Source organism: Streptomyces sp. CBMA29 (assembly GCF_014596445.1).
GTDB lineage: Bacteria > Actinomycetota > Actinomycetes > Streptomycetales > Streptomycetaceae > Actinacidiphila.
Genome location: NZ_MECL01000060.1, coordinates 1 through 24,095, shown reverse-complemented (window position 1 = coordinate 24,095; position 24,095 = coordinate 1). Strand labels below are relative to the sequence as shown.

The following is a 24,095-nucleotide window of genomic DNA, read 5'->3' as shown; positions in this document are numbered from 1 at the left end:
CGGCGGGCGAGGGGAGGGGGGTTGGAGGACAATCACGGCGCATGACGATTGATTACCGTAAGTCCTCCCGGATCGACTACCGCAAGAGACCGAAGCCGGGCGGTGGTGCGGCGATCAGTTTGGAGAAGGTCACCGACCGGGCTCCGGGCCTGGTGAGTCTGTACAAGACGGCGGCTGTGTCGCTGGCCAAGCACCGGGTGGGCGGGGAGCGGGCCGCGGTGTATCTGGTGCTCGACCGGTCGGGGAGCATGCGGCCGTACTACCGGGACGGGTCGGTGCAGCACCTCGCGGAGCAGACGCTCGCGCTCGCGGCGAATCTGGACGACGACGGGGTGGTGCCGGTGGTGTTCTTCTCGACGGAGATCGACGGCACGGCGGACATCGGCCTGGACGCGTACCGCGACCGGATCTCCCCGCTGCACGAGTCGATGGGGCACATGGGGCGCACCAACTACCACGTCGCCATGCAGGCGGTCATCGACCACTACACGGCCTGCGGGGCGAAGGACCCGGCCTTCGTCGTCTTCCAGACCGACGGGTCACCGTCGTCGAAGACCGCCGCGGAGCATGTGCTGTGCACGGCGGCCCGGCTGCCGATCTTCTGGCAGTTCGTCGGCTTCGGGCAGGACGAATTCCGCTTCCTCCACAAGCTGGACGACCTGCCGGTGCCCGCCCGCCGGGTCATCGACAACGCGGGATTCTTCGCCGCGGGACCCTCGCCCAAGGCCATCGCGGACGCCGACCTCTACGACCAGTTGCTCAACGAGTTCCCGCAGTGGCTCACGGCCGCCCGCGCGGCGGGCATCGTCTCCTCCGGCTGAGACGGCCGTCAGCGGGGGCTCGGGGACGGGACCAGGCCGTCGGCGACGAGACCGGCGAGGATGGCTTCGCCGAGGGTGTGGACGGCGGACTGGGGGCGGACCATGACGGTGATCTCCTTGATCAGCCCGGCGGGGTCGAACTGGAGCATGTCGATGCCGTGGATCTCCTTGCCGTTGACGGTGGCGCGGAAGAGCAGGATCGCGGACGGGGTGTCGGCGCCGTCACCGGTGCTCAGGGCGGAGCCGTCGAATCGGCCGATGTAGCGGAAGTCCTCGAAGGTCCTGACCAGGACGTGGAAGAGGCCGACGACGAGCGGCTTGCCCTCGAACGGGGTGAACTTCACCGGGCTGTAGAGCCGGATGTCGTCGGTGAACAGGCGGCTGAGGGCCTCGACGTCGCCCGACTCGGCGGCGGCGCGGAAGGCGGAGGGGTCTGCTGAGGTCATGGCGGCTGCTCCTTCGGTTCTGCGGTCCTGCGGTCCTGGGCACGGGTACGCGCGCGATACTCATGGATCTGAATAGTCACTTTCTTGAGTATCATGTCGAGCGTACAACGGACCGGGCGGACGGGAGGAGGCCGGGCGATGGCTTTGCGCCACGCGGTGCTCGCGGCGCTGCTGGACGAGGAGTTGAGCGGCTACCAGCTCGCCAAGGCGTTCAACGTCGGCGTGGCCAACTTCTGGCACGCGCTGCCCCAGCAGCTCTACGCGGAACTGACCAGGCTGGAGGGCGACGGCCTGGTCACCGGCCGGGAGGTGGTCCAGGACACGCGGCCGAACAAGCGCCTCTTCCAGGTGACCGACGCCGGCCTCGCCGAACTGGAACGCTTCGCGGCGGCGCCCGCGAAACCGTCCTTCATCCGTGATGAACTCCTGGTGAAGGTTCAGACCGCCGACCGCCTCGACACCGAGGCCGTCATCGCCCAGCTCATGGAGCGCGCCGCCTTCGCGGCGGCGAAGGTCGAGCTGTTCACGGCCCTGCTCGGCACGCTCCGCGGCGACCGGGACGAAGAGGACTTCCTGCGCCACGGCACCCGCATCGGCCCGTATCTGACCTGCCTGCGCGGCCTCGCCTTCGAGCGGGGAAACGTCGAGTGGTGCGAGCGCAGCGCGGCCGTGCTGCGCGCGAGGCTGTCGGCGCGCGCCTGACGGCGGCACTACGCTCGGGGCCATGAGCGACAAGCACATCGGGCACCAGGACATCGGGCACCAGCACTTCGAGACCCTCGCGATCCACGCCGGCCAGGCCGCGGACGCGCAGACCGGGGCCGTGGTGACGCCGATCTACCAGGTGTCGACGTACAAGCAGGACGGTGTCGGCGGGCTGCGCGGCGGCTACGAGTACAGCCGGTCGGCCAACCCGACCAGGACCGCCCTCGAAGAGAACCTGGCGGCGCTGGAGGGCGGCAGCCGCGGCCTCGCCTTCGCCTCGGGGCTCGCGGCCGAGGACTGCCTGCTGCGTACGATGCTCGCGCCGGGCGACCATGTGGTGATCCCCGACGACGCGTACGGCGGCACCTTCCGGCTCTTCGCGAAGGTCGTGGAGCGCTGGGGCGTGCGCTGGTCGGTGGCCGACACCTCCGACGTCCAGGCGGTACGGGACGCGCTCCGGCCGGAGACCAGGCTGATCTGGGTCGAGACGCCCTCGAACCCGCTGCTCGGCATCACCGACATCGCGGCGCTCGCCGGGGTCGCCCGGCAGGCCGGGGTGCGGCTGGTGGTCGACAACACCTTCGCGAGCCCCTACCTCCAGCAGCCGTTGGCGCTCGGCGCGGACGTCGTCGTGCACTCCACGACCAAGTACATGGGCGGGCACTCCGACGTGGTCGGCGGCGCGCTGGTCACCTCGGACGCGGGCCTGGGCGAGGAGTTGGCGTACCACCAGAACGCGATGGGCGCGGTCGCCGGGCCGTTCGACGCGTGGCTGGTGATGCGCGGCGTCAAGACGCTCGCGGTACGGATGGACCGGCACAGCGCCAACGCGACGCGGGTGGCCGACATGCTGGCCGCGCACCCGAAGGTGGCGCAGGTGTACTACCCGGGGCTGCCGGAGCACGCGGGGCACGAGGTGGCCGCCAAGCAGATGAAGGCGTTCGGCGGCATGGTGTCCTTCCGTGTCGTGGGCGGCGAGGACGCGGCGGTCGCCGTCTGCGACCGCGCGGAGCTCTTCACGCTCGGCGAATCCCTCGGCGGCGTCGAGTCGTTGATCGAGCACCCGGGCCGTATGACGCACGCCTCGGTGGCCGGTTCCGCGCTGGAGGTGCCCGCCGATCTGGTACGCCTGTCGGTCGGCATCGAGGCCGCCGACGACCTGCTGGCCGATCTGGCGCAGGCCCTCGGCTGAGGTCGCGACACGGTCCTGAGAACCCGAACTCCCGGGCCCGTACGGGCCCGACGCCTTTCACACGAAAGGCGTCAGCCCGTCGCCGACCACCAACTGCCGTCCGTCGGCGTCGTATGGGCCGAGTGGTCGGGCCAGGCCGCCGCGGCCAGGACGACACCGGCCAGGACGGCCGCGAACAGCACCAGCCACAGGGCGAGTCGCACGGCACGGCGACGGCGTACGATCCGGCGTCCGCGGGCGGCGGCGCGGGCGGTGAGGTCGAGCGGGACCACCGGGTGCGGGGTGTCCAGCAGGCGGCGCACCTCGTCGTCGCGGCGGTTGGGCAGGCGGCTCACGGCGCCACCGCGCTGGACTCGGCCAACTCCGTTGCCCCGGACGCCGGTTCTGACCCGCCGGGGGCTCTGCGGGCGCGCGCCGCGGCGGCGGCCACGGCCCTGGCCGCCGCGTCGGCCGCCGGGTCGTCGCCTTCTGGCCTGCTGCGCAGCGTGGCCGTCCCGCGGGCGCAGATGGCCCGCACCCGCTCGACGGGCAGGCCGAGTTGGGCGGCGGCCTGCTCCTCCGCGACGCCCTCGAAGTGCCGCAGCACGACGATCAGCCGCTCCTGGCCGCTGAGCCGGTCCAGCGTGCCGCCGCGGGGCCGCCGCCACCACGGGCGGTAGGCGAACCGCCGTACCAGCTCGCTCCTGGCCCGTTCGTACGGGTCCTCCGCGCGCATCGTGAACCAGTTGGCGTAGACGTGCGCGAGCGTCGCGGTCAGGAGGCGGTCGGCGGTCTCCGGGTCGCCCGTGAGCAGAGTGGCGGCGTGCAGCAGACGGCCCGCCGCTCCCGCGGTGAACGCCGCGAATTCGGCGTCCCGTCGGTTCTCCGCTGCCGCCCGGCGCTTCCCCACGCGGCCATGGGACGGCAACCGGGTGTTCCGGGTCAAGCCCCTTGCGTGTCTCCCCGCGCCCCCGTCGCGCCGCCGGTCCCATCCGTCCCGCCGGCCTCGTCGGCCTCGTCGGAGTCCGGCTCATCGCGCTGCCCCGCCCCGGTGTGCCAGTCGGAGAGCGAGGTGTTGAAGCGGGCCAGCAGCTCGGTGAAGATCTCCCGCTCCTGCGGGGTCCACTCGTCGGTGACCTCGGCCATCAGCCGTCGGCGGGAGTCGCGCACCGCGTCGAGCCGGGACCGGCCGCGCGGCGAGAGGGCGAGGACGACGGCGCGGCCGTCCTCCGGGTGCGAAGTGCGCTTGACCAGGCCGGTGTCGACGAGCGGGGCGACCTGGCGGGTGACCGTGGAGGAGTCGATGCCCATGGCCTCGGCGAGCGCCTTGACGCCCATCGGGCCTTCGCGGTCGAGCCGGTTGAGCAGCAGATAGGCGGCGCGGTCCATGGAGTTGCGGGCCTTGCCGACTCCGCCGAGCCGCGTCTGTTCCGCGCGACGGGCGAAAAGTGCGACCTGGTGCTGGAGGCGCTCAAGGAGTTCGGTCGAGGTCTCCGTGGGGTTGGACATGACCTTGAAGCTCGCGTTCTGTCGGTCCTGTGAAGGGGAACGGGAAGGCGGGAAGTTGTGGAGAAGAGTACGCGGCGCGGAAGGCCCCGTGACCCTTCACCGGCAATACGCCGCCCGCCCCGGCCCCGGCCCTGACACGGATTCCGGCCGCCCGGTGACACCCTTGGCCCCCGGCGGTGGCGGTCCGCCGGAGCTGGGAGACTGGGCCCATGGACAGTCCGGTGCCCGCAGCGTCCCCTTCGATCACCCTCGATGACGTGCGAGGAGCGCACAAAATGCTCTCCGGGGTGGCCCGTATCACCGCGATGGAAGGCAGTCGCCATCTGTCGTCGCTGGTCGGAGCACCTGTGCACCTCAAATGCGAGAATCTTCAACGCACAGGTTCGTTCAAAATTCGCGGCGCGTACGTCCGCATCGCGGGGCTCGGCCCGGAGGAGCGCGCGGCCGGGGTGGTGGCGGCCAGCGCCGGGAACCACGCCCAGGGCGTCGCCCTCGCGGCCTCCCTGCTCGGGGTCCGCTCGACGGTCTTCATGCCCGTCGGCGCACCGCTGCCCAAGGTGGCCGCGACCCGCGACTACGGCGCCGAGGTACGGCTGCACGGCGCGGTCGTCGACGAGACGCTGCGGGCGGCCATGGAGTACGCCGAGCGGACCGGGGCGGTCTTCATCCACCCCTTCGACCACCCGGACATCATCGCCGGGCAGGGCACGGTGGGCCTGGAGATCCTTGAACAGTGCCCCGAGGTCGGCACCATCGTGGTCGGCATCGGCGGCGGCGGTCTCGCCGCCGGTCTCGCGGTCGCCGTCAAGGCGCTGCGGCCCGATGTGAAGATCATCGGAGTGCAGGCCGTGGGCGCCGCCGCGTATCCGCCCTCGCTCGCGGTCGGCCGCCCGGTGGCGCTCGGCACGGTCGCCACGATGGCCGACGGGATCATGGTCGGCCGTCCGGGCGACATCCCGTTCGCCCTGGTCAGGGACCTGGTGGACGAGGTCGTGACGGTGACGGAGGACCAGCTCTCCTCCGCGCTGCTGCTCTGCCTGGAACGCGCGAAGCTGGTCGTGGAACCGGCCGGAGCCAGTCCGGTCGCGGCGCTGCTGGCCGCGCCCGAGGCGCTGCGGGGCCCCGTCGTCGCGGTGCTGTCCGGCGGCAATGTCGACCCGCTGCTGATGCAGCGCATCCTCCGGCACGGCATGTCGGCCGCCGGGCGTTATCTGTCCCTGCGGTTGCGTCTCACCGACCGGCCCGGCGCGCTCGCCACGCTCCTGGGGGTGTTGTCAGTGGTCGACGCTAACGTCCTCGATGTTAGCCATGTGCGCACCGACCCGCGGCTCGGCCTCACCGAGGCCGAGGTCGAGGTGCACCTGGAAACCAAGGGACCCGAGCACTGTGTCGCCGTGGGCGAGGCGCTGGAGAACGCGGGGTACACCGTCATCCGGTGACCGCCCCTGCGGGCGGACGCTCGCCGTCGTACGACCCGCCGCCGTGGGGGAATCGCTCGCCGAACCCCCTGCGGCGGCGCGCCGCTTACCAGGTTCCGCGGCGGACGTGAAATTGACTTGACGCGATATATCGCGTCTGTCATTCTCGCGTTCTATCGCGGTTCGCCGCGCGGTCCCAGGGCAGTCCCGGGGCGGTCCCGGGGCGGTCCGCCGCGCGCTGAGCGATGAGTTTCGGCCGTTCGGGCGGTCGAAGTCATGAAGCCGCACACAGCACCAGTCGTGAGAGTCGCACACCGCACCAACGGACGGAGTGACAAAATGCCGGGCGCCATCTATGCAGAGGGTCTTGTGAAGACCTTCGGCGATGTCAAGGCACTGGGGGGAGTGGACCTCGACGTGCCGGAGGGCACGGTCCTCGGGCTGCTCGGGCCGAACGGCGCGGGAAAGACCACCGCCGTCCGGGTCCTGACCACACTCCTGCAACCCGACAGCGGCAAGGCCGTCGTCGCGGGCATCGACGTACTGAAGCACCCCAACGAGGTCCGCAGGCACATCGGCCTGTCGGGACAGTTCGCCGCGGTCGACGAGTATCTGACCGGCCGGGAGAACATCCAGATGGTCGGCCAGCTCTACCAGATGAGCGCCAAGGCGGCCCGCGCGCGGGCCGACGAACTGCTGGAGCGCTTCAATCTGGCGGACGCCGCGAACCGGCCCTCCAAGACCTACTCCGGCGGTATGCGCCGCCGCCTCGACCTCGCCGCCGCGCTCGTCGTGAGCCCGCCGGTGATGTTCATGGACGAGCCGACCACCGGCCTCGACCCGCGCAACCGCCAGCAGCTCTGGGAGGTCATCCAGGAACTGGTCGCGGGCGGCACCACCTTGCTGCTCACCACCCAGTACCTGGAAGAGGCCGACCACCTCGCGCACGACATCTGCGTGATCGACCACGGCAAGGTCATCGCGCGCGGCACCTCCGACCAGCTCAAGGCGCAGACCGGCGGCGAACGCGTCGAGGTCGTCGTGCACGAGCGGGACCGCATCTCCGACGCTGCCCGCGCGCTCGCCGGATTCGGCAAGGGCGACGCGAAGATCGAGGAACACCAGCGGAAGATCACCGTCCCGGTGACCGGCGGCGCCAAGCTGCTCGCCGAGGTGATCCGCGACCTGGACGCGCAGGGCATCGAGATCGACGACATCGGCCTGCGCCGGCCCACCCTGGACGACGTGTTCATCTCCCTGACCGGCCACGCGGCCGAACAGGAGAACGCGACCGACGAGGAGACCGAGAACCCGGGCGGCCGCAAGGCCGACGCGTCCCGCAAGGAGGCAGTCAAGTGAGCGCCACGACCGGCATCGTGTCCACCTCCGCGCCCAAGGGCACGGGCGGCGTCGTCCAGTCCGTCAAGGACTCGCTGATCGTCGCCAAGCGCAATCTGATCCGGATGCTCCGCATCCCCGAGATGATCATCTTCGGGATGATCCAGCCGGTCATGTTCGTGGTGCTGTTCAGCTACGTCTTCGGCGGCTCCGTCGCCGTCGGCGGCTCGCTCAACGCCTCCGACTACCGCAACTTCCTGATGGCGGGCATCTTCGCCCAGACGGTCACCTTCGCCACGGCGGGCGCGGGCGCGGGCATCGCCGACGACATGAACAAGGGCCTGATCGACCGCTTCAGATCGCTGCCGATGGCGCGCGGCGCGGTCCTCACCGGCCGTACGCTCGCCGACCTCGTCCAGACCACGCTGACCGTCATCGTGCTCGCCATCGTCGGCGTGCTGGTCGGCTGGCGCATCCACAACGGTGTGCCGAAGATGCTCGGCGCGTTCCTGCTGCTGCTCCTGCTCGGCTACGCCTTCTCCTGGATCGGCGCGCTGATCGGCCTGTCGGTCCGCACCCCGGAGGCGGCCACCTCGGGCGGGCTGATCTGGCTCTTCCCGGTGACGTTCGTCTCGAACGCCTTCGTGGACTCCTCGCAGATGCCGGGCTGGCTCCAGCCGATCGCCGACTGGAACCCGTTCAGCGCCACCGTGCAGGCGTGCCGCGTGCTCTTCGGCAACCCCGGCGTCTCGCAGTCCAGCGCCTGGCCGATGCAGCACCCGGTGTGGGCGTCGCTGCTCTGGTCGGTGGTCATCATCGTGGTCTTCCGCACGCTCGCGGTCCGCAAGTACCGCTCGGCGACCGCGTAACGCCCGACGCCGCTGCGCAGCGCGTTCGCTGTCGTGTGCCGCCCGTGCCACGGGGACGGGCGGCACACCGCTGTCCGGTCAGCCCTCGTACGGCTCTCAGCCCTGGTACGGCTTCACGTCGAGGACCTTCACCGACGCGCTCTTGCCGTTGGGCAGTTCGTACGTGGCGTCCTCGCCCGGCTTCTTGCCCGCCACACCGCGGCCGAGCGGCGACTGCGGCGAGTACGTGTCCAGGTCGCTGGAGACGCCCTCGCGGGAGCCCAGCAGGAAGGTCATAGTGTCGTCGGGGTCGCCGTCGAAGGCGATGGTCACCACCATGCCGGGGGCCACCACACCGTCGTCCGCCGGGGCCTCGCCCACCTTCGCGGACTCCAGGATCTGGTTGAGCTGGCGGATGCGCAGCTCCAGCTTGCCCTGGTCCTCACGCGCCGCGTGATAGCCGGCGTTCTCCTTGAGATCGCCTTCCTGGCGGGCTTCCTCGATCTTGGCGACGATCTCGGCGCGCGCCGGACCAGACAGATGCTCCAGCTCGGCCTTGAGCTGGTCATACGCCGCCTGGGTCAGCCAGGTGACGTTCTCGCTGGTCTGGGTCACAGGTGCTCCTCGTCGGTACTGGTCATGTCGTGTGCCTGTCCCGCGGACTCCCCGCGGGGCGGTGTGTGCCGTCGCGCCCGTGGGGCCGACGGCTCGTCCCCACGGCCGGTGCCGGGGTGCGCCCCGATGAACAAGTCCATTGCCACCGGTCGCCGGGACGAAACCACGAGCCTAACAATTACTCGTCGGTCAAGTCGGTCAAGGGGACGGGAAACGAACGCGGGTGCCGGGGTGCGGGGTCAGCCGCGCGGGGCGGTCTGGCAGCTGACCAGCTCACCGGTCTCGCCGCGCGAGGTCGTCCGCACCGTGACGACGGTGTCGACCTGTTTGGCGTGCTGCGCCAGGCGCACGTCCTTGCGGCCGACCTCGTTGTGGTCGACGTCCACCGAGCGCAGGGTGCAGACGGCGACGGTCCCCGGGTCCTTGTGGACCTCCAGGTGGATCTCCACGGCCTGGTCCGATACGGCCTTGAAGGCGATGACCTGACCGCTGACCTTGGTGCCGGTGAGGGCGTGCCAGCCGTACCAGCCGACGCCGACGACCATCAGGGCGCCCAGCACGACGGCGGCGATCCGCAGCTTGCGGTCCGCCCGCGCGTCCGCGCCCGGACCGTACCTGCCGTCGGGCAGGGCGGGGCGGGCGCCCGGCTCACCGGGCCGCACGGCGGTCATAGGCTTTTCCTCCCGAGCGCGGGAACGGCGGAATTATTCGTCCCCTCACTCGGTCACTATAGGAGGCGCCCTCTCGGCCGACGGAGGGGGCTTAGAAGACGGGGGCTCGGCGCCGCTCGGACCCCGAAGACCTGAGGACCCAGCCTTGACTGAGCAGCTTCGACTGATGGCCGTTCACGCCCACCCCGACGACGAGTCGAGCAAGGGCGCGGCCACCATGGCCAAGTACGTGTCCGAGGGGGTGGACGTACTGGTCGCGACCTGCACCGGAGGCGAGCGCGGCTCGGTGCTCAACCCCAAACTCCAGGGCGACCCCTACATCGAGGAGAACATCCACGAGGTACGCGCCAAGGAGATGGACGAGGCGCGCCAGATCCTGGGCGTCCGCCAGTCCTGGCTCGGCTACGTCGACTCGGGACTGCCCGAGGGCGACCCGCTGCCGCCGCTGCCCGAGGGCTGCTTCGCCCTCCAGGACGTGGACGTGGCCGCGGGCACCCTGGTGAAGCTGATCCGTGAGTTCCGGCCGCACGTCATCACCACGTACGACGAGAACGGCGGCTATCCGCACCCGGACCACATCATGACGCACAAGATCTCGGCGGTGGCCTTCGACGCCGCGGGCGACCCCGAGCGGTACCCGGAGGCCGGGGAGCCGTGGACGCCGCTGAAGCTCTACTACAACCAGGGCTTCAACAAGGAGCGCACCCTCGCGCTGCACGAGGCGCTGCTCTCGCGCGGCATGGAGTCCCCGTACGGCGAGTGGCTCAAGCGCTGGGAGGAATTCGACCGCCCGGAGCGGCAGCTCACCACGCACGTGCCCTGCGCGGACTTCTTCGAGATCCGTGACAAGGCGCTGCTCGCGCACGCCACGCAGATCGACCCGGACGGCGGCTGGTTCCGTATCCCGATGGACCTCCAGCGGGAGGTCTGGCCGACCGAGGACTACGAGCTGGCGCAGTCCCGCGTGGACACCTCGATCCCCGAGGACGACCTCTTTGCGGGGATCGGGAGGGCCTAGGCGACAATGGGCGGGTGAACGCCTCCCACGGACTCAATACGCTGGTCCCGCTCGCAGCGACCGAGCTGGACACCAACAAGGTGACACCGGGGCTCCTCGGTTTCGTGATCTTCGCGGCCATCGCCGTCGGGCTGTGGCTGCTGATGAAGAACATGGGCAAGCAGATGAAGAAGATCGATTTCACCGAGGAGCCTGCGGTTCGCCAGCCGGATGACGCCCCTGCGGCCCCTTCCGCCAACGCCCCCGAGCCGCCGCGCCCCTGAAAAGGCACGTCCTGGGGGCGTCAGGTGGGGACGGCCATGACCATGCGGGCGGAGCGGCCGGGGGTCATGCCGAGGCGCCAGGTGTCCCAGGGGCCGCCGGGGGCGACGGTGCCGCGCTCCAGGAGGAGGGCGTACGCCTCGACGTACTCCTCGAGGTCCGGGTCCCGCCCGGGGTAGGTGTCGGCGAGGAGCGCGGCGAGGGCTGAGCGGGCGAGCGGCAAACCGTCCTCGGAGAGCAGCGGCTGGACGGTGGCGCGCAGGAAGACGGCCCAGTCGTGGCCGCGCCGGTCGCCGAGGTCCCGGAAGAGCTCGACGGCCTCGTCGAGAAGGGCGAGGGCCTCGGGCAGCCGCCCGTTCCCGGCGTCGATGACGGACAGCTCCACGCACGACCACGCCTCGCCGTGCGCGACCCCGATCCGGCGGAAGTCCTGGCGGGCGTCCTGGAGGAGCTGCCGGGCGAAGCCGCTGTTGCGCAGATTGCCGGTACGGGCCGCCCTCTGGTCGCGGGTGACCCGCGCGGAGTGGTGCCGGGCGCAGGCCAGCCCGTAGACGTCCCGCATGCGGGAGAACATCGTGCGGGCGCGTTCCAGGGTGCGCAGCGCCGAGTCGGTGTCGCCGGACTCCTCCAGCGCGTGCCCGAGGTAGTACAGCGTCCACGCCTCGCCGCGCGCGTCCTCGCAGGCGCGGTGCCGTTGCACCGCCTCGTCCAGGTCCTGGGCGGCCTGCCGGGCCTCGCCGCGCAGCAGCAGGGCTCGGGCGAGCTGCGTCGCGGTCCACGCGCCGCCGCGCGGGTCGCGGGCCAGCGCGTACGACTGCCCGGCGGCGCGCAGTTCGGCCTCGCCGAGGTCGAGCCGCCCGAGCCGCAGGTACACCTGCCCGAGCTGGAGGTGCGCCCACGCCTCGCCCTGCACGCTCTCGTTCTCGCGGTGCAGCGCCAGCGACTCGCGCAGCAGTTCCAGCGCCGTGCCGACCTGGCCCATGTCGCGCAGGACGGCGGCCAGCGCGTGCATCGTCCAGGCCCGGTCCTCCTCCAGTTCCGGGGTGGACTGGATCTCCAGTGCCTCGCGCAGCCTGCGCTCGGCCTCCTTGAGGTTGCCCTGGTGGTGCAGCGTGATGCCGAGGCTGTCCAGCGCGCGGGCCGCGCCCGACGGGTGCTGCGCCTCGAAGTACAGGTCGACCACCGACGTCAGCGTGGAGCGCGCCTTGTCCAGCTCGCCGAGCTGCCGGGCCGCGATGCCGGTACGCCACTGCACCGACCGCACCAGCACCGAGCGGTCCTCGTCGGGGCCCGACTTCTGCTGCCTGGCGGCCTGTTGGGCCTGCGCCATCTCGCTGATCTCGCCGAGCCGGTAGAGGTCGCCGCGCAGCAGGCAGTAGTCGCACAGCGCGCCGAGCAGCGCCTGCACGGCGGCCCGGTCGACGCCCTCGGTGTCGCGCAGCGCGGCGGTGATGAAGCTGGACTCCTCGTCCAGCCAGCGCAGCGCCAGTTCAAGCGAGGCGAAGCCGTGCTGGCCGAAGCGCCCGGCGCGGGTGGAGGTCTTGCCCTCGACCAGCCGGATGACGGTGTTCGCGAGGTCGGCGTACGAGCGGATCAGCCGCTCGTGCGCGGCGCCGCGCTCCACCGGGTCCTCCTCGTCCAGGAGCCGTTCGCCCGCGAAGGCGCGGACGAGGTCGTGCGGGCGGTAGCGGCTGCCGCGGACGTTCTCGAGCAGCCCCGCGGCGGCGAGTTCGTCGAGCCTGCGGGCGGCCTCGCGTTCGTCGGTGGCCATCAGGGCCGCCGCGGCGGCGGCGCCGAAGCTGGCGCGGCCGGCCAGCGCGAGGCGGCGCAGCAGGCGGCGGTTGGGCTCCGGCTGGTCGTGGTACCGCAGCGCGAGGACACGGTCGACCGGATCGCGCGGGCCGAACACCTCCAGGTCGGCGGCGAGTCCGGTCGCGCCGTGGTGGTCGGGGAGCGCGGCTCCGGCGATCCGCAGCGCTATCGGCAGACCCGCGCACAGGTCGCGCAGCCGCTCGGCCTCCTCCCGCAGCGGGGCGGCGCCGCCGCCCGCCGCGGCCAGTTCGCCCAGCAGCTCCAAGGTGTCGTCCGCGTCGAGCGCGCCGACGTCCAGGCTGTGCACGAAGGCGCCGGGCAGCGCCAGCTCCTCCGGGTCGAACGGTGTGCGGCTGGTGACCAGCACCAGGCTCTCGGACCGCTCGGGGACCAGCGTCCTGATCTGCGCCGCGTCGGTGGCGTCGTCCAGCACGATCACCACGGGCACGTCCCTGAGGTGCTGCTGGTACTGCTCGCTGAGCCGTCGCAGGTGCTGTTCCTGATTCTGCCGCTCGCGGAAGAGGAGCTGGTCGCGGGGCGCGCCGAGCCGGTTGAGCAGGTGCAGCAGCGCCTCCCTGGTGGGCAGCGGCGTCCTGCCGTCGCTCGCGCCGCGCAGGTCCACCACGCACGCGCCGCGGAACTGGTCCTTCAACTGCCGTGCGGTACGCACCGCCAGCGTCGTACGGCCGCTGCCCGCCTGGCCGTGCAGGACGACCACGGTGGGCCGTACCGCCGTGGACACCCGGGCCTGGTGCACCCACTGGGCGATCCGCGCGACATGGGCGCGGCGCCCGGTGAACGGGCCTTCCGCGTCCGGGAGATGGCCGAACGACTGCTCCAGTACGGCCCGTGTGCGGGCCGCCGCGCTCCGGTCGTTGCCCGAACGGCGCGGTGGGGAGGGCTGGTTGGGCACCTTGGAGGTCTTGGAGGGCTGCTTGCGGAGCGGTGCGGGGACCACCGCGCGCTGCGCCTCGATGAACGGCCGCACGCCGCGTCGGTCGAGCGCGGCGAGCCAGAGCAGCCGCAGTTGTTCGGGGCCGCCCGGTAAACCCTGGCCGGCGCCCGCGCGCCGCGCCTTTCCCTGCTTGCCCGCTCCGGTCAGCGTGACCGCTCCCGCCGCGCCGACCGCGAGTCCGGTCACCAGCGCGGGTCCCGCCGCGAGGCCGTAGCCGAGGTCGACTCCGAAGGCCACCGCGGCCGTTACGCCCGCGACCAGGCCCTGTACGCCTGCCGTGGCGCGCCCCGAGCGCTCCTGTGCCCCGGCCGCCTGACCGGCCTCCAACGCCCTGACGTACGCCCCGTACTCCTCGTCCGCCGTGGCCGCGATCTCCTCCAGCCGCTCCAGCCCCCGCGCCAGCAGCGCCTTCCCGTCCACGCCCTGCCCCTGCTGGGCCACCGCCCGCTCCAGCAGGCGCACCACCTCGGCCCGGTGCGGGGCGCGCAGCGCGGTCCGTGACTCCGGCACATGTCCTCCCGCGTACGGCTTCGACAACATCGACGTGCAGACAACCCATGAGTGGGTTTGGTGCCCACCCAGCGCCCGCGTCAAGCCCCCGCGGCCCTGTGGATCCCACAGCGCCGTCCCCGCGCGCCCCTCCTGGGCACGGAGCCGCCGTCGCCGCCGCGCGCCCGCGCGCGGTTCAGGTCCGCGCGGGGGAGGCGGGTTCCGGCCGCGCCGCGCCGGTGAGGGCACCGGTGAACAGGCCGATCAGGCCGATCAGACCGTAGGGCGCGTCGTCGCCGAGGCACAGGTCGAGCATTTCGTGCGCCTCGGCGTAGACGGGCTCGGTGCGCGCGGCGACGGCCTCGCCGAGTTCCGCGCCGCCGCCGGACGGCGGCATCACGTGGGCGGCGTCGCCGAGGCGGCGCTGTTCGACTCCGGCGCGGCGCTGGTGAACCACATCCTCGGCGTGGCGGGACAGAACGCCGCCAACGCCCGCCTGCTGCCGCCTGGACCGCCTGGTCCGCCTGGTCCGCCCGTGATCCGCCGGACAGGCCCTACGGCTTGTGAAACCCCCCGGCTCACGGGGAGTGGTTCCAGACCAGCAGCAGATAGCCGCCGAAGTACCCGGACACCAGCGTCAGCGTCGTCACGACCGTGACGGCCGTGCCGGTCCTGGCCTTGGCCAGCGCGACGGCGGGCGGGATGAGCAGCGGGAAGGCCGCGACGAGGAAGCGCGCCTTGGAGTGGTAGAAGCCGGAGCCGCCGATCGAGGTGGCCAGCAGCAGGAAGCTGAAGAGCAGCAGCGGCCAGGGCTGCCGGTCGAGCACGCCGAGGACGAAGAGCGCGACGGCCAGCAGCAGGACGACGGTCACCGCGTACAGGTCGAGCGCCGACGGCGTGCTGAGGATGTGCCGGGCGGTGGTGACGGTGAACCGGCCGCCGTCCCACGACGACCCCCAGCCGTCCTTCTGGATGTGGAACCAGCCGTCGAGCCGGTGCACCCGCAGGCCCACCCACACCAGGTAGCCGATCCAGCCCGCGGGCGCGATCAGCAGCGCCGCCCACGGGCGCCAGGCGCGCGGCGCGCGGACGATCGCGAACAGCGCGGCCAGGCAGACCACCGGCACCAGCGCGGAGGCGGTCGGCCGGGTCAGCCCGGCGAGCAGGCACAGGAAGGCGCTGGTCAGCCAGTGCTCGCAGAGCAGCGCGTACAGCGTCCAGGCGGCCAGCGCCGTGAACAGGCTCTCGGTGTACGCCATCGACTCGACGACGGCGTGCGGGAGCACGCCCCACAGCACGGCGAGCACCACCCCGGCGCGGTGGCCGTACAGCTTCGCGCCGACCGCGTAGATGCCCCAGGCGGCGGCCAGCGCGAAGAGCCAGCCCAGGACGACGCCGGTGGTCGCGGGCCCGGTGGGGGAGAGCGCGGCGGTCCCGCGCACCAGTTGGGGGTAGAGCGGGAAGAACGCCAGGTTGCTCTTGGCCGGGGCGCCGTGGTCGTAGCCGTGCTCGATGATGCCCAGGAACCACAGCGAGTCCCATTTGCGGCCCAGCAGCCCCAGCAGGCTCTTGTGATCCGACCGCGCCCACATCCACAGCATCGCGGTCGCGGCGAGCCGCACCAGCAGATAGCCGAGGACCGCGGGCGCCGCCGCGCGGGCCGCGCGCCGCAGCGCGTCCCCCCGGCCGGTGGCCTCCGCCGCGGGCGCCGGCCGGGCGTGGTCGAGCAGCGCCACGACGCTCCCTCTTTGGCGTGAAAAACCGTGCATACGGGTGAGGTGCAGAATTGCGGCAGTCTATCCGGTCGGTGAACGGAGGTTGACCGGTACCTGTCCGTCAGCTCGCCAGATAGCTCGTGGCCGCCGGGGCCAGCCGCAGCACGACCTCCCGGCCGGGCCGCAGATCCTGACCCGCCCGGGTCGAGACGGTGACCGGGAGATCCGCCGCGCGGACGACGAGTTCGAGCCGGTCGCCCAGGAACTCCGCCGACTCCACCACCCCCGCGTACGCGTTATCGCCCGTCGCCGCCTGCCCGTCGCCCGTGTCGTCAGCGCGTACGTCCACGTCCTCGGGGCGTACGCACACGAACCCGCCGTCGTGCGGCCGTACCTGCTCACCCGGCGCCGTACGGGCGCAGAGAACGAGACCGAGGTCCGTCCTGGCGAGCACCCCGCCGCCCGCGCCCGAGGACGCTTCCCGCACCGGGAACAGATTGGCGCTGCCGATGAAGTCGGCGACGAAGGACGAGCGCGGGTGGTCGTACAGCCGCTCCGGCCGGTCGATCTGCTCGACGCGGCCCTTGTTCATCACGATCACCGTGTCGGACAGGGCCAGCGCCTCGGACTGGTCGTGGGTGACGTACAGCGCGGAGACGCCGAAGCGCTTCTGGAACGAGCGCAGTTCCTGCCGGAGCTTGGCCCGCAGCTTGGCGTCGAGGTTGGACAGCGGCTCGTCGAGCAGCAGGACCTGCGGGTCGCCGAGCAGGGCGCGCGCCAGGGCGAGCCGCTGCTGCTGCCCGCCGCTGAGCTGGGTCGCCCAGCGGTCGGCGACCGCGTCGAGGCCCACCTGCTCCAGCATCTCCAGCGCGCGCCGCCGTACCTCGGGCCCCTTGGTCCTGTTGCGGCCGTGCCGCAGCGGGAAGGCCGCGTTGTCGATCACCCGCATGTGCGGCCAGATGCCGTACGACTGGGGCACCATCGCGATCGGCCGCTCCTCGGGCCTGACATCGCGCTTGCGCCCGGCGTCGAACATCACCTCGCCGCCCATCTCGATCCGGCCCTGCGAGGCCCGTTCGAGACCGGCGACACAGCGCAGCGTCGTCGTCTTGCCGCACCCGCTCGGCCCGAGGAGGGTGACGAACTGCCCCTCGGGGACCTCGAAGGAGATGTCGTCGATCGCGTACGTGGCCTCGGCGCCGGGCGACTGCTCGTAGGACTTGCGCAGCCCGGTGATGGCGATCGCGTTCTTCGTGTCCCTGTCCATCACGTGCACCTTGCTTTCTGTCATGCCTGCTTCTCCGCACTGCCTCGGTTGACGAGCCACACCGCCAGCGTGGAGATCGCCAGGATGATCACGGCGAGGGCGCTCGCCTCCGGGTAGTCGACGCTCGAACTGAAGGTGTCCCACAGCAGCACCACCAGGGTTCTGTTGTCCGCGCCGGTCAGCAGCAGGGCGATCGGCAGCTCGCCCAGGGCGTGCGCGAACACCCACAGCCAGCACTTCCACAGCGCCTGCCGCAGCAGCGGCAGCAGGATCGTCCGCGTCACCGTCAGCGGGCTCGCCCCCGTGACGCGGGCGGTCTCGATGAGGCCGTTGTCGAGCTGGAGCAGGGCCGTGTGGATCATCCGCGAACCGCGCGGCAGGAACCGCGTCACCAGCGCGACGACGATGATCCAGACCGTGCCGTAGATCGGCACGGGCAGATAGAGGTAGAGGAACAGCACGGCCGCGCCGAGGACGACGCTCGGGATGCCGAAGACCAGGAACGTGGCCTCGAAGAGCATCGTGCTGCCCCGGAACCTGTTGCGTACCGCGGCCACCGCGATCCACACCGACAGCGCGGTGGTGACCGTGGCGGTGACCAGGACGACCTCGCCGGTGTTGAACAGCACCTGCCCGATGTCCGGCGAGGACAGCACATGGCGGTAGGCGCCCAGGGTCATCGAGTGCAGGCCCGACCAGCTGAACGGCCGGGAGTACGGCGAGAAGCTCGTCCACAGCAGGGCCAGCACGGGCAGCACGATCGCCAGGAACATGTACAGCGAGACGACCACGCAGACCGGGACGCGCCACTTGCCGAGCGAGACCCGGTTCTGCCGGTAGCCCTTGCCGGTGACCACCCGGAACCGGTGGGTGTCCTTGATGCGCCGCCGGTAGACCAGCAGCATGGCGAGCGACAGCGCGAGGATCAGGACGCCGTACGTGCACGCCTGCCCGTAGTTGGCCACCCCGCTCGGCGGTTGCAGCGAGTACTGGATGAGGCTGCTGTAGACGAAGATCTGCTTGGGCAGGCCGAGGATCGCGGGGATCGCGAACCCTTCGAGCGCCACCACGACCAGCAGCATCGCCGCCGCCGACACCGCGGGCGTCACCAGCGGGAACACGATCAGCCGCAGCCGCCGCCACACCGGCGCGCCCACGGTCGCGGCGGCTTCCTCCAGTTCGGGGTTGAGCCGCGCGAACGCCGGGGCGATCATCAGGTACATGCTGGGCACCCCGAAGATGCCCATGACCAGGATCATGCCCGGCAGCGAGTAGACGTCCACGTGGATGCCGAGGGTCTGCCGGATGAGCATCGCCAGCGGACCGTTGGCGGGGTTGGCCACCAGGGCCCACGCGATCGCCATGACGGTCACCGGCACGGCCATCGGCGCGAGCGCGAGCGGGCCCAGGAAGGACCGCCCCGGTATGTCGGTGCGCTCGAAGAGATACGCCAGGCACACGCTGAGCACCAGCGCCACGACCAGTGCGCCCACGACGTACGCGGCCGTGTTGAGCGTCACCGTCAGGAGCCGGCTGGAGGAGAAGACCGCGCTGTAGTTGTGCAGCGAGAACCCCGGCACCTCGAAGGGCAGTTCCGTGGTCGACGCCTTGAAGCTGCTGTACAGCAGGATCACCAGCGGGACCAGCACGAGGTACCCGACCAGGACGACCATGGCGAGGTTGACCAGGGTGCCCGCCGCGCGCCGCTCCCCGTGCGGACGGCGGCCGGGCGGCGCCGGGGCGGGTGCCTGGTCGTCGCGTCCGACGGCGCCGGCCGTCGGCGCGTCACCCTCCTTGATTGTCGTCGGTTCCATCACGGCCTCCCGCGTCGTAGAACGTCTTCATGCGAATTCCTTGTCGGCCGGCCGGGCGATCCGTCAGCCGACATCGGTCCCGAGCGCTTTCTCGACCTTCGGGAAGAAACCGGCCAGGTTGTCGTAGTCCTTGAGCGACGTCGCGCCGTACCACTCCACATGGGCCGCGCACAGCGCCGTCACCACGGCGTTCCCGTCCGGGGCCGAGCAGTCGGTGCTCGCCGGAATACGGGAGTTGTACGTCTTGGCCAGCACGCTCTGCGCCTCGTCCGAGGAGAGGAACGCCGTGAGCAGTGCCGCCGCGGCGGGGTGCGGGGCGCCCTTGGGCACGTACAGATACGACTCGTTGGCGCTGGTCGGCGAGACCGGGGCGATCTCCACGGGGACGCCCTTGGCCTTCGCCGCCAGCACCAGATTGATCAGGCTGGTGCCGAGGTCGACCTGCCCCGACTCGATCGGGGCCGCCGCCGCGGTGAGGTTGGGGGAGTAGTGCGGCTTGAGCGGGGCGAACTTCTTCGCCCAGTCCAGCGCCTTGGCCTCGCCCATCGCGTCGTTGAGGTCCCAGACGGTCATGAACGACGCCCGCGACTCCGCCGAGACCTTCCCGTCGCCCCACTTGCCGTCCAGCAGGTCGTCCCAACTCGTGGGCACGTCCGCCGCCTTGACCTTGCCGGTGTTGTACGCCCACACCTTGGGCGTGGCCCACACGTACACGAAGTTCTTCGCGAACACGTCCTTCGCGCCGACGCCGTACTTCGCCCAGTCGACGTCCGCGGCCATCTTCACCGCGGGGCTCACGGTGAGTCCGCCGGCGTTGGCGACGTCGATGGAGACCTTCCGCGCGGCCTGTTCCACCTTCAGACGGCTGATCTGGTCGGGCGCCTTGACGTTGGTGTACTTGACCTTGATGCCCGGGTACGTCTTCTCGAACAGGTCGATGGCGGGCCGCATCTGCGCTTCCGGGTTCCAGGAAGCCCAGTTGACCACCCCTTCGCTCCTGGCCTCCTTGGCCAGGCCGCTCACCGTGGGCGGAAGGTCGGCGGTGCCGGCGCCGGTTCCGCACGCGGACAGGGACGCGGCGGTGACCAGCAGAACGCCTGCCACCGCGGAGAACCGGTGCCACCTCATCGTCGTTCTTCCTCTCTCGTGTTGGTCCACGCCCGTGCCGCGGCGCGGCCGGAGCGCGTGCTAGCCGACATCGGTGCCGAGCGCCTTCTCCGCCTTCGGGAAGAAGGTCGAGAAGCTCTTGTACTCGTCGAGGGTCTTGCTGCCGAACCACTTCAGATCCGCCGCGCAGATCGCCTTCAGCACGGCGTTCTCGTCCGGCTTGGAGCAGTCGGTGTCCACCGGGATACGGGAGTTGTAGGTCTTGGCCAGCACGCTCTGGGCCGCGTCGGACGACAGGAACGAGGTGAGCAGCACCGCCGCCGCCGGGTGCGGGGCGCCCTTGGGCACGTACAGGTATGACTCGTTGGCGTTCGTCGGCGACAGCGGAGCGACCGCGACCGGGGCGCCCTTGGCCTGCGCCTCCAGCACGAGGTTGATCAGGCTGGTGCCGATGCTGACCTGGCCCGACTCGATCGGGGCCTCCGACTGCGTGGTGTTGGGCGTGAAGTGCGGCTTCTGCGCCGCGAACTTCTTCGCCCACTCAAGGGACGTGGCCTCGCCCATCGACGGGTCCAGGTCCCAGACGGTCATGAACGACGCGCGGGACTCGGCCGAGATCTTTCCGCCGCCCCAGCGCGGGTCGAGCAGGTCGTCCCAGGTCTTCGGCAGGTCGGCGGCCTTGACCTTGTCCGTGTTGTAGGCCCACACCTTCGGCACCGACCAGATGTAGACCAGGTTCTTCTCGAAGACGTTGCCCTTGTCGATGTCGTACGCCGACCAGTCGATGTCGTCGGCCAACTGGAGGGACGGAAGCACAGTCAGGCCGCCCGCGTTGGCGACGTCGACCGAGACCTTCCGCGCGGCCTGCTCCATCTTGAGCTGGCTGACCTGGTCGGGGGCCTTGGTGTTGGTGTACTTGACCTTGATGCCGGGGTACTGCTTCTGGAACAGGTCGATCGCCGCCTGCATCTGGCTCTGCGGCTTGGGCGCCGACCAGGCGACCTCGCCCTCGCTCCTGGCCTGCTTGACGAGGTCGTTCATCGTCGTCGGGAGGCTCGCGGCGCCGGAGCTCTTCCCGCACGCCGACAGGGACGCGGCGGTGACCAGCAGCACGCCGGTGGCCGCCAGCAGCCGCAGCCGCCCGCTCTTCGTCGGGAGGTGTCTCATCATCGTCCCTTCCTCACCTGTTCCGAATCTGTTCCGGCGCGGCGTCATCGCGCGCCCACCGTCACTCCGTAGACCCGTGCGGCGTTGCCGCCGAGCACCGCCGCGCGGTCCGCGTCCGGCAGCCACGACAGGTGTGCCTCGATCCCGTCGCGCAGTTCCGCAAGCGCCCCGGCAGACGCCGGGTAGTTCGAGCCCCACATCACGCGCCGCGCGCCGAACATCGCGACCAGGCGGCGCAGCACCTCGGTGACGTCGGCGCCGGGTTCGTCGGCCAGGCGGCGCAGCGCGGGCGGGGTCAGCTTGAGGTGCACGCCCTCGAACGCGGCGAGCTGCCCGATCTCGGCCAGGCGCGCGTACGGCGGACCGCCCGCCGCGTCGGGGCGTCCCGCGTGGTCGAGCAGCACTGTCATGCCGGGCCGCGACCGCAGGACCTCGGCCAGTTTCGGCGCGTCCTTGGAGTGCATCTGGACGCACACCGGGACACCGCGCGCGGCCACGTAGTCCCAGACGGCCTCCATGCGCGCGTCCGAGACACCGGAGCCGGGCGTGGGCACCTTGGTCGTACCGTCGGACACCCGGATACGGACCCCGCGGAAGCCGCGCTCCTCGATCCAGTGCCTGAGGGTGTCGACGGCCGAGTCGGCGAGGAAGTCCACCGAGCAGACCCCCACCAGGCGGTCGGGGTGCAGCGCGAGGGCGTCGGCGGCGTACCGGTTGTCGAAGCCGTAGACGGTGGACGCCTGGACGAGCGCGGCGCGCTCCACGCCCGCCGTGTCGAGGGCGCGGATCAGACCGTCGATGTCGACCGGGCGCTCCTGCGACCACTGCGAGCGGGCGCCGCCGAGCGGCTGTGCGGGGTAGGCGTCGGTGTCCGCGGAGATGGCGTGGGTGTGGGTGTCGAAGTAGTGCATCGGTTCTCCTGGGAACGGGAACGGCGGCGGAAGCGGGCGCGGGCGCGGAAGTAGGCGCTGGAGCAGGCGCGGGAGCGGGCGCGGCGGCGAGGACCGGCGGCGGGGCGGCGGGTCAGCGGGGACCGGCTCACGCCCGCGCCACGTACTTCGTGAAGTCGGCGAAGAGCGATTCGGCGGTCATCGCGGTGCGGATGACCTCCTGTTCGCGGGCGTAGCGGATCGCGGTGTCGAGGGTGGCGAGCAGGGTGTCGGTGACGCCGTGCCGGATGACCACGTCACGGACGGTGGCCGGGGTGTCGGGCCTGGCCAGGTCGATGGATCGGGTCAGCGCCCGGTAGACCGCGCGGACGGCGTCCGGCCGGGTCTCCAGCAGGTCGCGCCGGACGACGGCGAGGTGGTTGACCGGGATCCAGCCGTGCTCGGCGAAGTGCGCTTCCTGGCGCGCCTGCCAGTCGGGGATCAGCGGCGCGAGCCCTTCGACGTGGTCCGCGGAGCGCGCCCCCATCACCACGGCCGCGAGGTCTCCGGCGCGCATCAGGTCGACGAGCCTGCCGTCGGTGCGCTCGACGTTCGCGGGCTCCCGGGCGCCGGTGACGTGGGGTCCCTCCGTCGTCACCCAGGTGACGTCCCGCGACGCGAGGCCGTAGGTGTCGCTCAGCAGGCCGCGGACCCACAGCCCGGTGGTCTGGCTGTAGGCGCGCACGCCGACACGGCGTCCGCGCAGGCCGGCCGGGGTGAGGCCCGGCTGCGCGGTCGAGACGGAGCGGTGGTGGTAGTTGCCGTGCAGGACGACCGGCAGGGCCACGACGGGACAGCCCGCCTCGACGGCCTGGAGGAGGGTCGCGACGGCGAGTTCGCACACGTCGTAGCGCTGCTCGCGCACCATCGGGGCGAACGCCCGGTGGATGGGCTCCACCTCAACGAATTCCAGGGCGCAGCCGTCCGGCACGACCGTCCCGTCCTTGACGGCCCGGGTGTGGGCGTAGTCGCGGAGCGCGACCTTGAGCGGGTCGACGGGTGCGCCGGGCTGACTGTTCATCGGCTTCCTCCGAACTCTTTGAAGTGCACTGCCGGTTGACGCGCCCGGCTCCGGATCTCCTCGGGTCCCCGCCACGGGGAGGGGCGGCGGGTGAGGCCGCGTGCCGTCCGTCCGGGGGTGGCGGTGACGGCTGGATTCAGCTGCTGACGCGGCCGTTGCCGCCGCTGGTGATGTCGCTGTTGATGCAGTGAGCGGCCCTGCCCGAATCCGAGATTGTCGGACAAGCGGTGACGGGAACGTAACACCGCCGACTTAGGGCTGCAAGAAGTGTGCCGGTTTTTCCTGCAACATCTTGTCGGTGCGGGTCGACGGTGTTACGTTCCCGTCATCAGTTGTCGGACAATGTCTACGGCGCCTGGTGTCACCGGTGAGTGAACGCACAAGAACGACAGCGGACTTCCGGACACCTGACCGCCCCGTTGCCGCCCCTCTCCCCAGACGCCACGCCCGCCGCCGAGTGAGGTTCGCCGCTTTGATATCGATCACGGAAGAGATCGCCGTACCCAGCCCTCCCGACCGCGTGTGGGAGGTGGTCTCCGACCCCTCGGACGTCGTGTCCTGCATCGGCGGCGCCGAACTCGGGCCGTCGCACGACGACGGGTCGTTCGACGCGACGCTGGCCGTCAGATTCGGCGGAATCCGGGTCAAATTCGCCGCCCGGGTCTCGCTGGACCTGGACGAGCCCGCACGCGAGGGACGGCTGTCGGCCCGCGGCAAGGACGGGCAGGGCGCCACCCGCTTCAGTGCCCACGCCACCTTCCGCGTCGTGCCGGGGGAGGACCCCGGCGCCTCGCTGGTCAGGTGCGACGGCGAGATCCAGCTCAACGGCAAACTCGCCAAGCTGATCGAGTCGGGCGCGGGCGCGGTGGTCTCCCGGATGACCAGGGAGTTCACCGAGGAGTTCGTCCGGCTGTGCGCGGGGCCCGCCGGGGCCGCGGCACCGGCGGAGACCGCCACGGACGCCGCCCCCGTACCGCCCGCGGTCCCGGCCCCCGTAC

23 protein-coding genes and 1 pseudogene are annotated in these 24,095 nt (G+C 71.4%); 9 read left to right on the top strand and 15 right to left on the bottom strand.

Annotated elements, in window-relative coordinates:
- Positions 1-41 precede the first annotated feature (41 nt).
- Positions 42-821: a vWA domain-containing protein gene (locus BGM09_RS08730; protein WP_188280891.1), complete on the top strand. Its 780-nt coding sequence runs from the start codon at positions 42-44 to the stop codon at positions 819-821.
- An 8-nt stretch (positions 822-829) separates the two neighbouring features.
- On the opposite strand, the gene BGM09_RS08725 is transcribed toward BGM09_RS08730, so the two are convergent.
- Positions 830-1,267, bottom strand: a complete 438-nt coding sequence (locus tag BGM09_RS08725) for a nuclear transport factor 2 family protein (RefSeq protein WP_188280890.1) — start codon at positions 1,265-1,267, stop codon at positions 830-832.
- A 138-nt stretch (positions 1,268-1,405) separates the two neighbouring features.
- Between BGM09_RS08725 and BGM09_RS08720 the strand changes: the two genes are divergently transcribed.
- Together BGM09_RS08720 and BGM09_RS08715 are read left to right on the top strand one after the other, a co-directional pair.
- On the top strand, positions 1,406-1,969 hold the full coding sequence (locus tag BGM09_RS08720) for a PadR family transcriptional regulator (protein WP_188280889.1): 564 nt from the start codon (positions 1,406-1,408) through the stop codon (positions 1,967-1,969).
- A 22-nt stretch (positions 1,970-1,991) separates the two neighbouring features.
- Positions 1,992-3,164: a cystathionine gamma-synthase gene (locus BGM09_RS08715; RefSeq protein WP_188280888.1), complete on the top strand. Its 1,173-nt coding sequence runs from the start codon at positions 1,992-1,994 to the stop codon at positions 3,162-3,164.
- Positions 3,165-3,235: 71 nt separating this feature from the next.
- Here the strand turns inward: BGM09_RS08715 and BGM09_RS08710 are convergent, their stop codons facing one another.
- Genes BGM09_RS08710 through BGM09_RS08700 form a run of 3 tightly spaced genes read right to left on the bottom strand, consistent with a single transcriptional unit; the run spans position 3,236 to position 4,652 of the window.
- Entirely contained in the window at positions 3,236-3,499 is a 264-nt protein-coding gene (locus BGM09_RS08710; protein ID WP_188280887.1) for a hypothetical protein, read from the bottom strand.
- Positions 3,496-4,053, bottom strand: a complete 558-nt coding sequence (locus BGM09_RS08705) for a sigma factor-like helix-turn-helix DNA-binding protein (RefSeq protein WP_188280886.1) — start codon at positions 4,051-4,053, stop codon at positions 3,496-3,498. The genes BGM09_RS08710 and BGM09_RS08705 overlap by 4 nt, the downstream gene beginning before the upstream one ends.
- Positions 4,054-4,085: 32 nt before the next feature.
- On the bottom strand, positions 4,086-4,652 hold the full coding sequence (locus tag BGM09_RS08700) for a MarR family winged helix-turn-helix transcriptional regulator (protein WP_188280885.1): 567 nt from the start codon (positions 4,650-4,652) through the stop codon (positions 4,086-4,088).
- A 209-nt stretch (positions 4,653-4,861) separates the two neighbouring features.
- Here BGM09_RS08700 and ilvA point away from each other — a divergent pair, with 209 nt between their 5' ends.
- The 3 genes from ilvA to BGM09_RS08685 all read left to right on the top strand — a co-directional run bounded on the left by ilvA (position 4,862) and on the right by BGM09_RS08685 (position 8,277).
- On the top strand, positions 4,862-6,091 hold the full coding sequence (ilvA, locus tag BGM09_RS08695; protein WP_188280884.1) for a threonine ammonia-lyase: 1,230 nt from the start codon (positions 4,862-4,864) through the stop codon (positions 6,089-6,091).
- A gap of 318 nt (positions 6,092-6,409) precedes the next feature.
- Positions 6,410-7,429: an ATP-binding cassette domain-containing protein gene (locus tag BGM09_RS08690; protein WP_188280883.1), complete on the top strand. Its 1,020-nt coding sequence runs from the start codon at positions 6,410-6,412 to the stop codon at positions 7,427-7,429.
- A complete protein-coding gene (locus tag BGM09_RS08685) occupies positions 7,426-8,277 on the top strand; it encodes an ABC transporter permease (RefSeq protein ID WP_188280882.1) in 852 nt (283 codons plus the stop codon). The genes BGM09_RS08690 and BGM09_RS08685 overlap by 4 nt, the downstream gene beginning before the upstream one ends.
- A gap of 96 nt (positions 8,278-8,373) precedes the next feature.
- Here the strand turns inward: BGM09_RS08685 and greA are convergent, their stop codons facing one another.
- Both greA and BGM09_RS08675 read right to left on the bottom strand, forming a co-directional pair.
- The gene (gene greA / locus BGM09_RS08680; RefSeq protein WP_188280881.1) at positions 8,374-8,871 is read right to left on the bottom strand and encodes a transcription elongation factor GreA; all 498 of its coding nucleotides are present in this window, start codon (positions 8,869-8,871) and stop codon (positions 8,374-8,376) included.
- A 239-nt stretch (positions 8,872-9,110) separates the two neighbouring features.
- The gene (locus tag BGM09_RS08675; RefSeq protein WP_188280880.1) at positions 9,111-9,542 is read right to left on the bottom strand and encodes a DUF4307 domain-containing protein; all 432 of its coding nucleotides are present in this window, start codon (positions 9,540-9,542) and stop codon (positions 9,111-9,113) included.
- A 145-nt stretch (positions 9,543-9,687) separates the two neighbouring features.
- Between BGM09_RS08675 and mca the strand changes: the two genes are divergently transcribed.
- Complete coding sequence (mca, locus tag BGM09_RS08670) at positions 9,688-10,560, top strand: mycothiol conjugate amidase Mca (RefSeq protein WP_188280879.1); 873 nt, start codon at positions 9,688-9,690, stop codon at positions 10,558-10,560.
- Between the two features lie 14 nt (positions 10,561-10,574).
- Positions 10,575-10,823: a hypothetical protein gene (locus BGM09_RS08665; protein WP_188280878.1), complete on the top strand. Its 249-nt coding sequence runs from the start codon at positions 10,575-10,577 to the stop codon at positions 10,821-10,823.
- 20 nt (positions 10,824-10,843) lie between these two features.
- Here BGM09_RS08665 and BGM09_RS08660 read toward each other — a convergent pair whose 3' ends face one another.
- The 9 genes and pseudogenes from BGM09_RS08660 to BGM09_RS08620 form a co-directional block, all read right to left on the bottom strand.
- The gene (locus BGM09_RS08660; protein WP_188280877.1) at positions 10,844-14,128 is read right to left on the bottom strand and encodes a tetratricopeptide repeat protein; all 3,285 of its coding nucleotides are present in this window, start codon (positions 14,126-14,128) and stop codon (positions 10,844-10,846) included.
- 145 nt (positions 14,129-14,273) lie between these two features.
- A pseudogene (locus BGM09_RS08655) lies at positions 14,274-14,495 on the bottom strand (hypothetical protein); the annotation flags it as partial.
- Positions 14,496-14,655: 160 nt separating this feature from the next.
- Positions 14,656-15,813, bottom strand: a complete 1,158-nt coding sequence (locus tag BGM09_RS08650) for a hypothetical protein (protein ID WP_223186528.1) — start codon at positions 15,811-15,813, stop codon at positions 14,656-14,658.
- A 100-nt stretch (positions 15,814-15,913) separates the two neighbouring features.
- Positions 15,914-17,083: an ABC transporter ATP-binding protein gene (locus BGM09_RS08645; protein WP_188280875.1), complete on the bottom strand. Its 1,170-nt coding sequence runs from the start codon at positions 17,081-17,083 to the stop codon at positions 15,914-15,916.
- Positions 17,080-18,873, bottom strand: a complete 1,794-nt coding sequence (locus BGM09_RS08640) for an ABC transporter permease (RefSeq protein ID WP_188280874.1) — start codon at positions 18,871-18,873, stop codon at positions 17,080-17,082. Before BGM09_RS08640 ends, BGM09_RS08645 begins: the two co-directional genes overlap by 4 nt.
- 63 nt (positions 18,874-18,936) lie before the next feature.
- Positions 18,937-20,001, bottom strand: a complete 1,065-nt coding sequence (locus BGM09_RS08635) for an ABC transporter substrate-binding protein (RefSeq protein WP_188280873.1) — start codon at positions 19,999-20,001, stop codon at positions 18,937-18,939.
- 60 nt (positions 20,002-20,061) lie between these two features.
- Positions 20,062-21,150, bottom strand: coding sequence for an ABC transporter substrate-binding protein (locus tag BGM09_RS08630; RefSeq protein WP_223186527.1), 1,089 nt, complete (start codon positions 21,148-21,150; stop codon positions 20,062-20,064).
- 41 nt (positions 21,151-21,191) lie between these two features.
- A complete protein-coding gene (locus tag BGM09_RS08625) occupies positions 21,192-22,058 on the bottom strand; it encodes an amidohydrolase family protein (RefSeq protein ID WP_188280871.1) in 867 nt (288 codons plus the stop codon).
- Between the two features lie 127 nt (positions 22,059-22,185).
- Positions 22,186-23,097, bottom strand: coding sequence for a hypothetical protein (locus BGM09_RS08620; RefSeq protein WP_188280870.1), 912 nt, complete (start codon positions 23,095-23,097; stop codon positions 22,186-22,188).
- A 472-nt stretch (positions 23,098-23,569) separates the two neighbouring features.
- Between BGM09_RS08620 and BGM09_RS08615 the strand changes: the two genes are divergently transcribed.
- On the top strand, positions 23,570-24,095 hold a 526-nt coding region (locus tag BGM09_RS08615), incomplete at its 3' end, for an SRPBCC family protein (RefSeq protein WP_188280869.1).

Bases quoted from the DNA above. Each gene is read 5' to 3' on its own strand.
- BGM09_RS08640 (WP_188280874.1), bottom strand. From the start codon at position 18,873: ATGGAACCGACGACAATCAAGGAGGGTGACGCGCCGACGGCCGGCGCC.
- BGM09_RS08690 (WP_188280883.1), top strand. From the start codon at position 6,410: ATGCCGGGCGCCATCTATGCAGAGGGTCTTGTGAAGACCTTCGGCGAT.
- BGM09_RS08675 (WP_188280880.1), bottom strand. From the start codon at position 9,542: ATGACCGCCGTGCGGCCCGGTGAGCCGGGCGCCCGCCCCGCCCTGCCC.
- BGM09_RS08660 (WP_188280877.1), bottom strand. From the start codon at position 14,128: ATGTTGTCGAAGCCGTACGCGGGAGGACATGTGCCGGAGTCACGGACC.
- ilvA (WP_188280884.1), top strand. From the start codon at position 4,862: ATGGACAGTCCGGTGCCCGCAGCGTCCCCTTCGATCACCCTCGATGAC.
- BGM09_RS08730 (WP_188280891.1), top strand. From the start codon at position 42: ATGACGATTGATTACCGTAAGTCCTCCCGGATCGACTACCGCAAGAGA.
- BGM09_RS08625 (WP_188280871.1), bottom strand. From the start codon at position 22,058: ATGCACTACTTCGACACCCACACCCACGCCATCTCCGCGGACACCGAC.
- BGM09_RS08630 (WP_223186527.1), bottom strand. From the start codon at position 21,150: ATGATGAGACACCTCCCGACGAAGAGCGGGCGGCTGCGGCTGCTGGCG.
- BGM09_RS08645 (WP_188280875.1), bottom strand. From the start codon at position 17,083: ATGACAGAAAGCAAGGTGCACGTGATGGACAGGGACACGAAGAACGCG.
- BGM09_RS08635 (WP_188280873.1), bottom strand. From the start codon at position 20,001: ATGAGGTGGCACCGGTTCTCCGCGGTGGCAGGCGTTCTGCTGGTCACC.
- BGM09_RS08720 (WP_188280889.1), top strand. From the start codon at position 1,406: ATGGCTTTGCGCCACGCGGTGCTCGCGGCGCTGCTGGACGAGGAGTTG.
- BGM09_RS08715 (WP_188280888.1), top strand. From the start codon at position 1,992: ATGAGCGACAAGCACATCGGGCACCAGGACATCGGGCACCAGCACTTC.
- BGM09_RS08700 (WP_188280885.1), bottom strand. From the start codon at position 4,652: ATGTCCAACCCCACGGAGACCTCGACCGAACTCCTTGAGCGCCTCCAG.
- BGM09_RS08725 (WP_188280890.1), bottom strand. From the start codon at position 1,267: ATGACCTCAGCAGACCCCTCCGCCTTCCGCGCCGCCGCCGAGTCGGGC.
- BGM09_RS08620 (WP_188280870.1), bottom strand. From the start codon at position 23,097: ATGAACAGTCAGCCCGGCGCACCCGTCGACCCGCTCAAGGTCGCGCTC.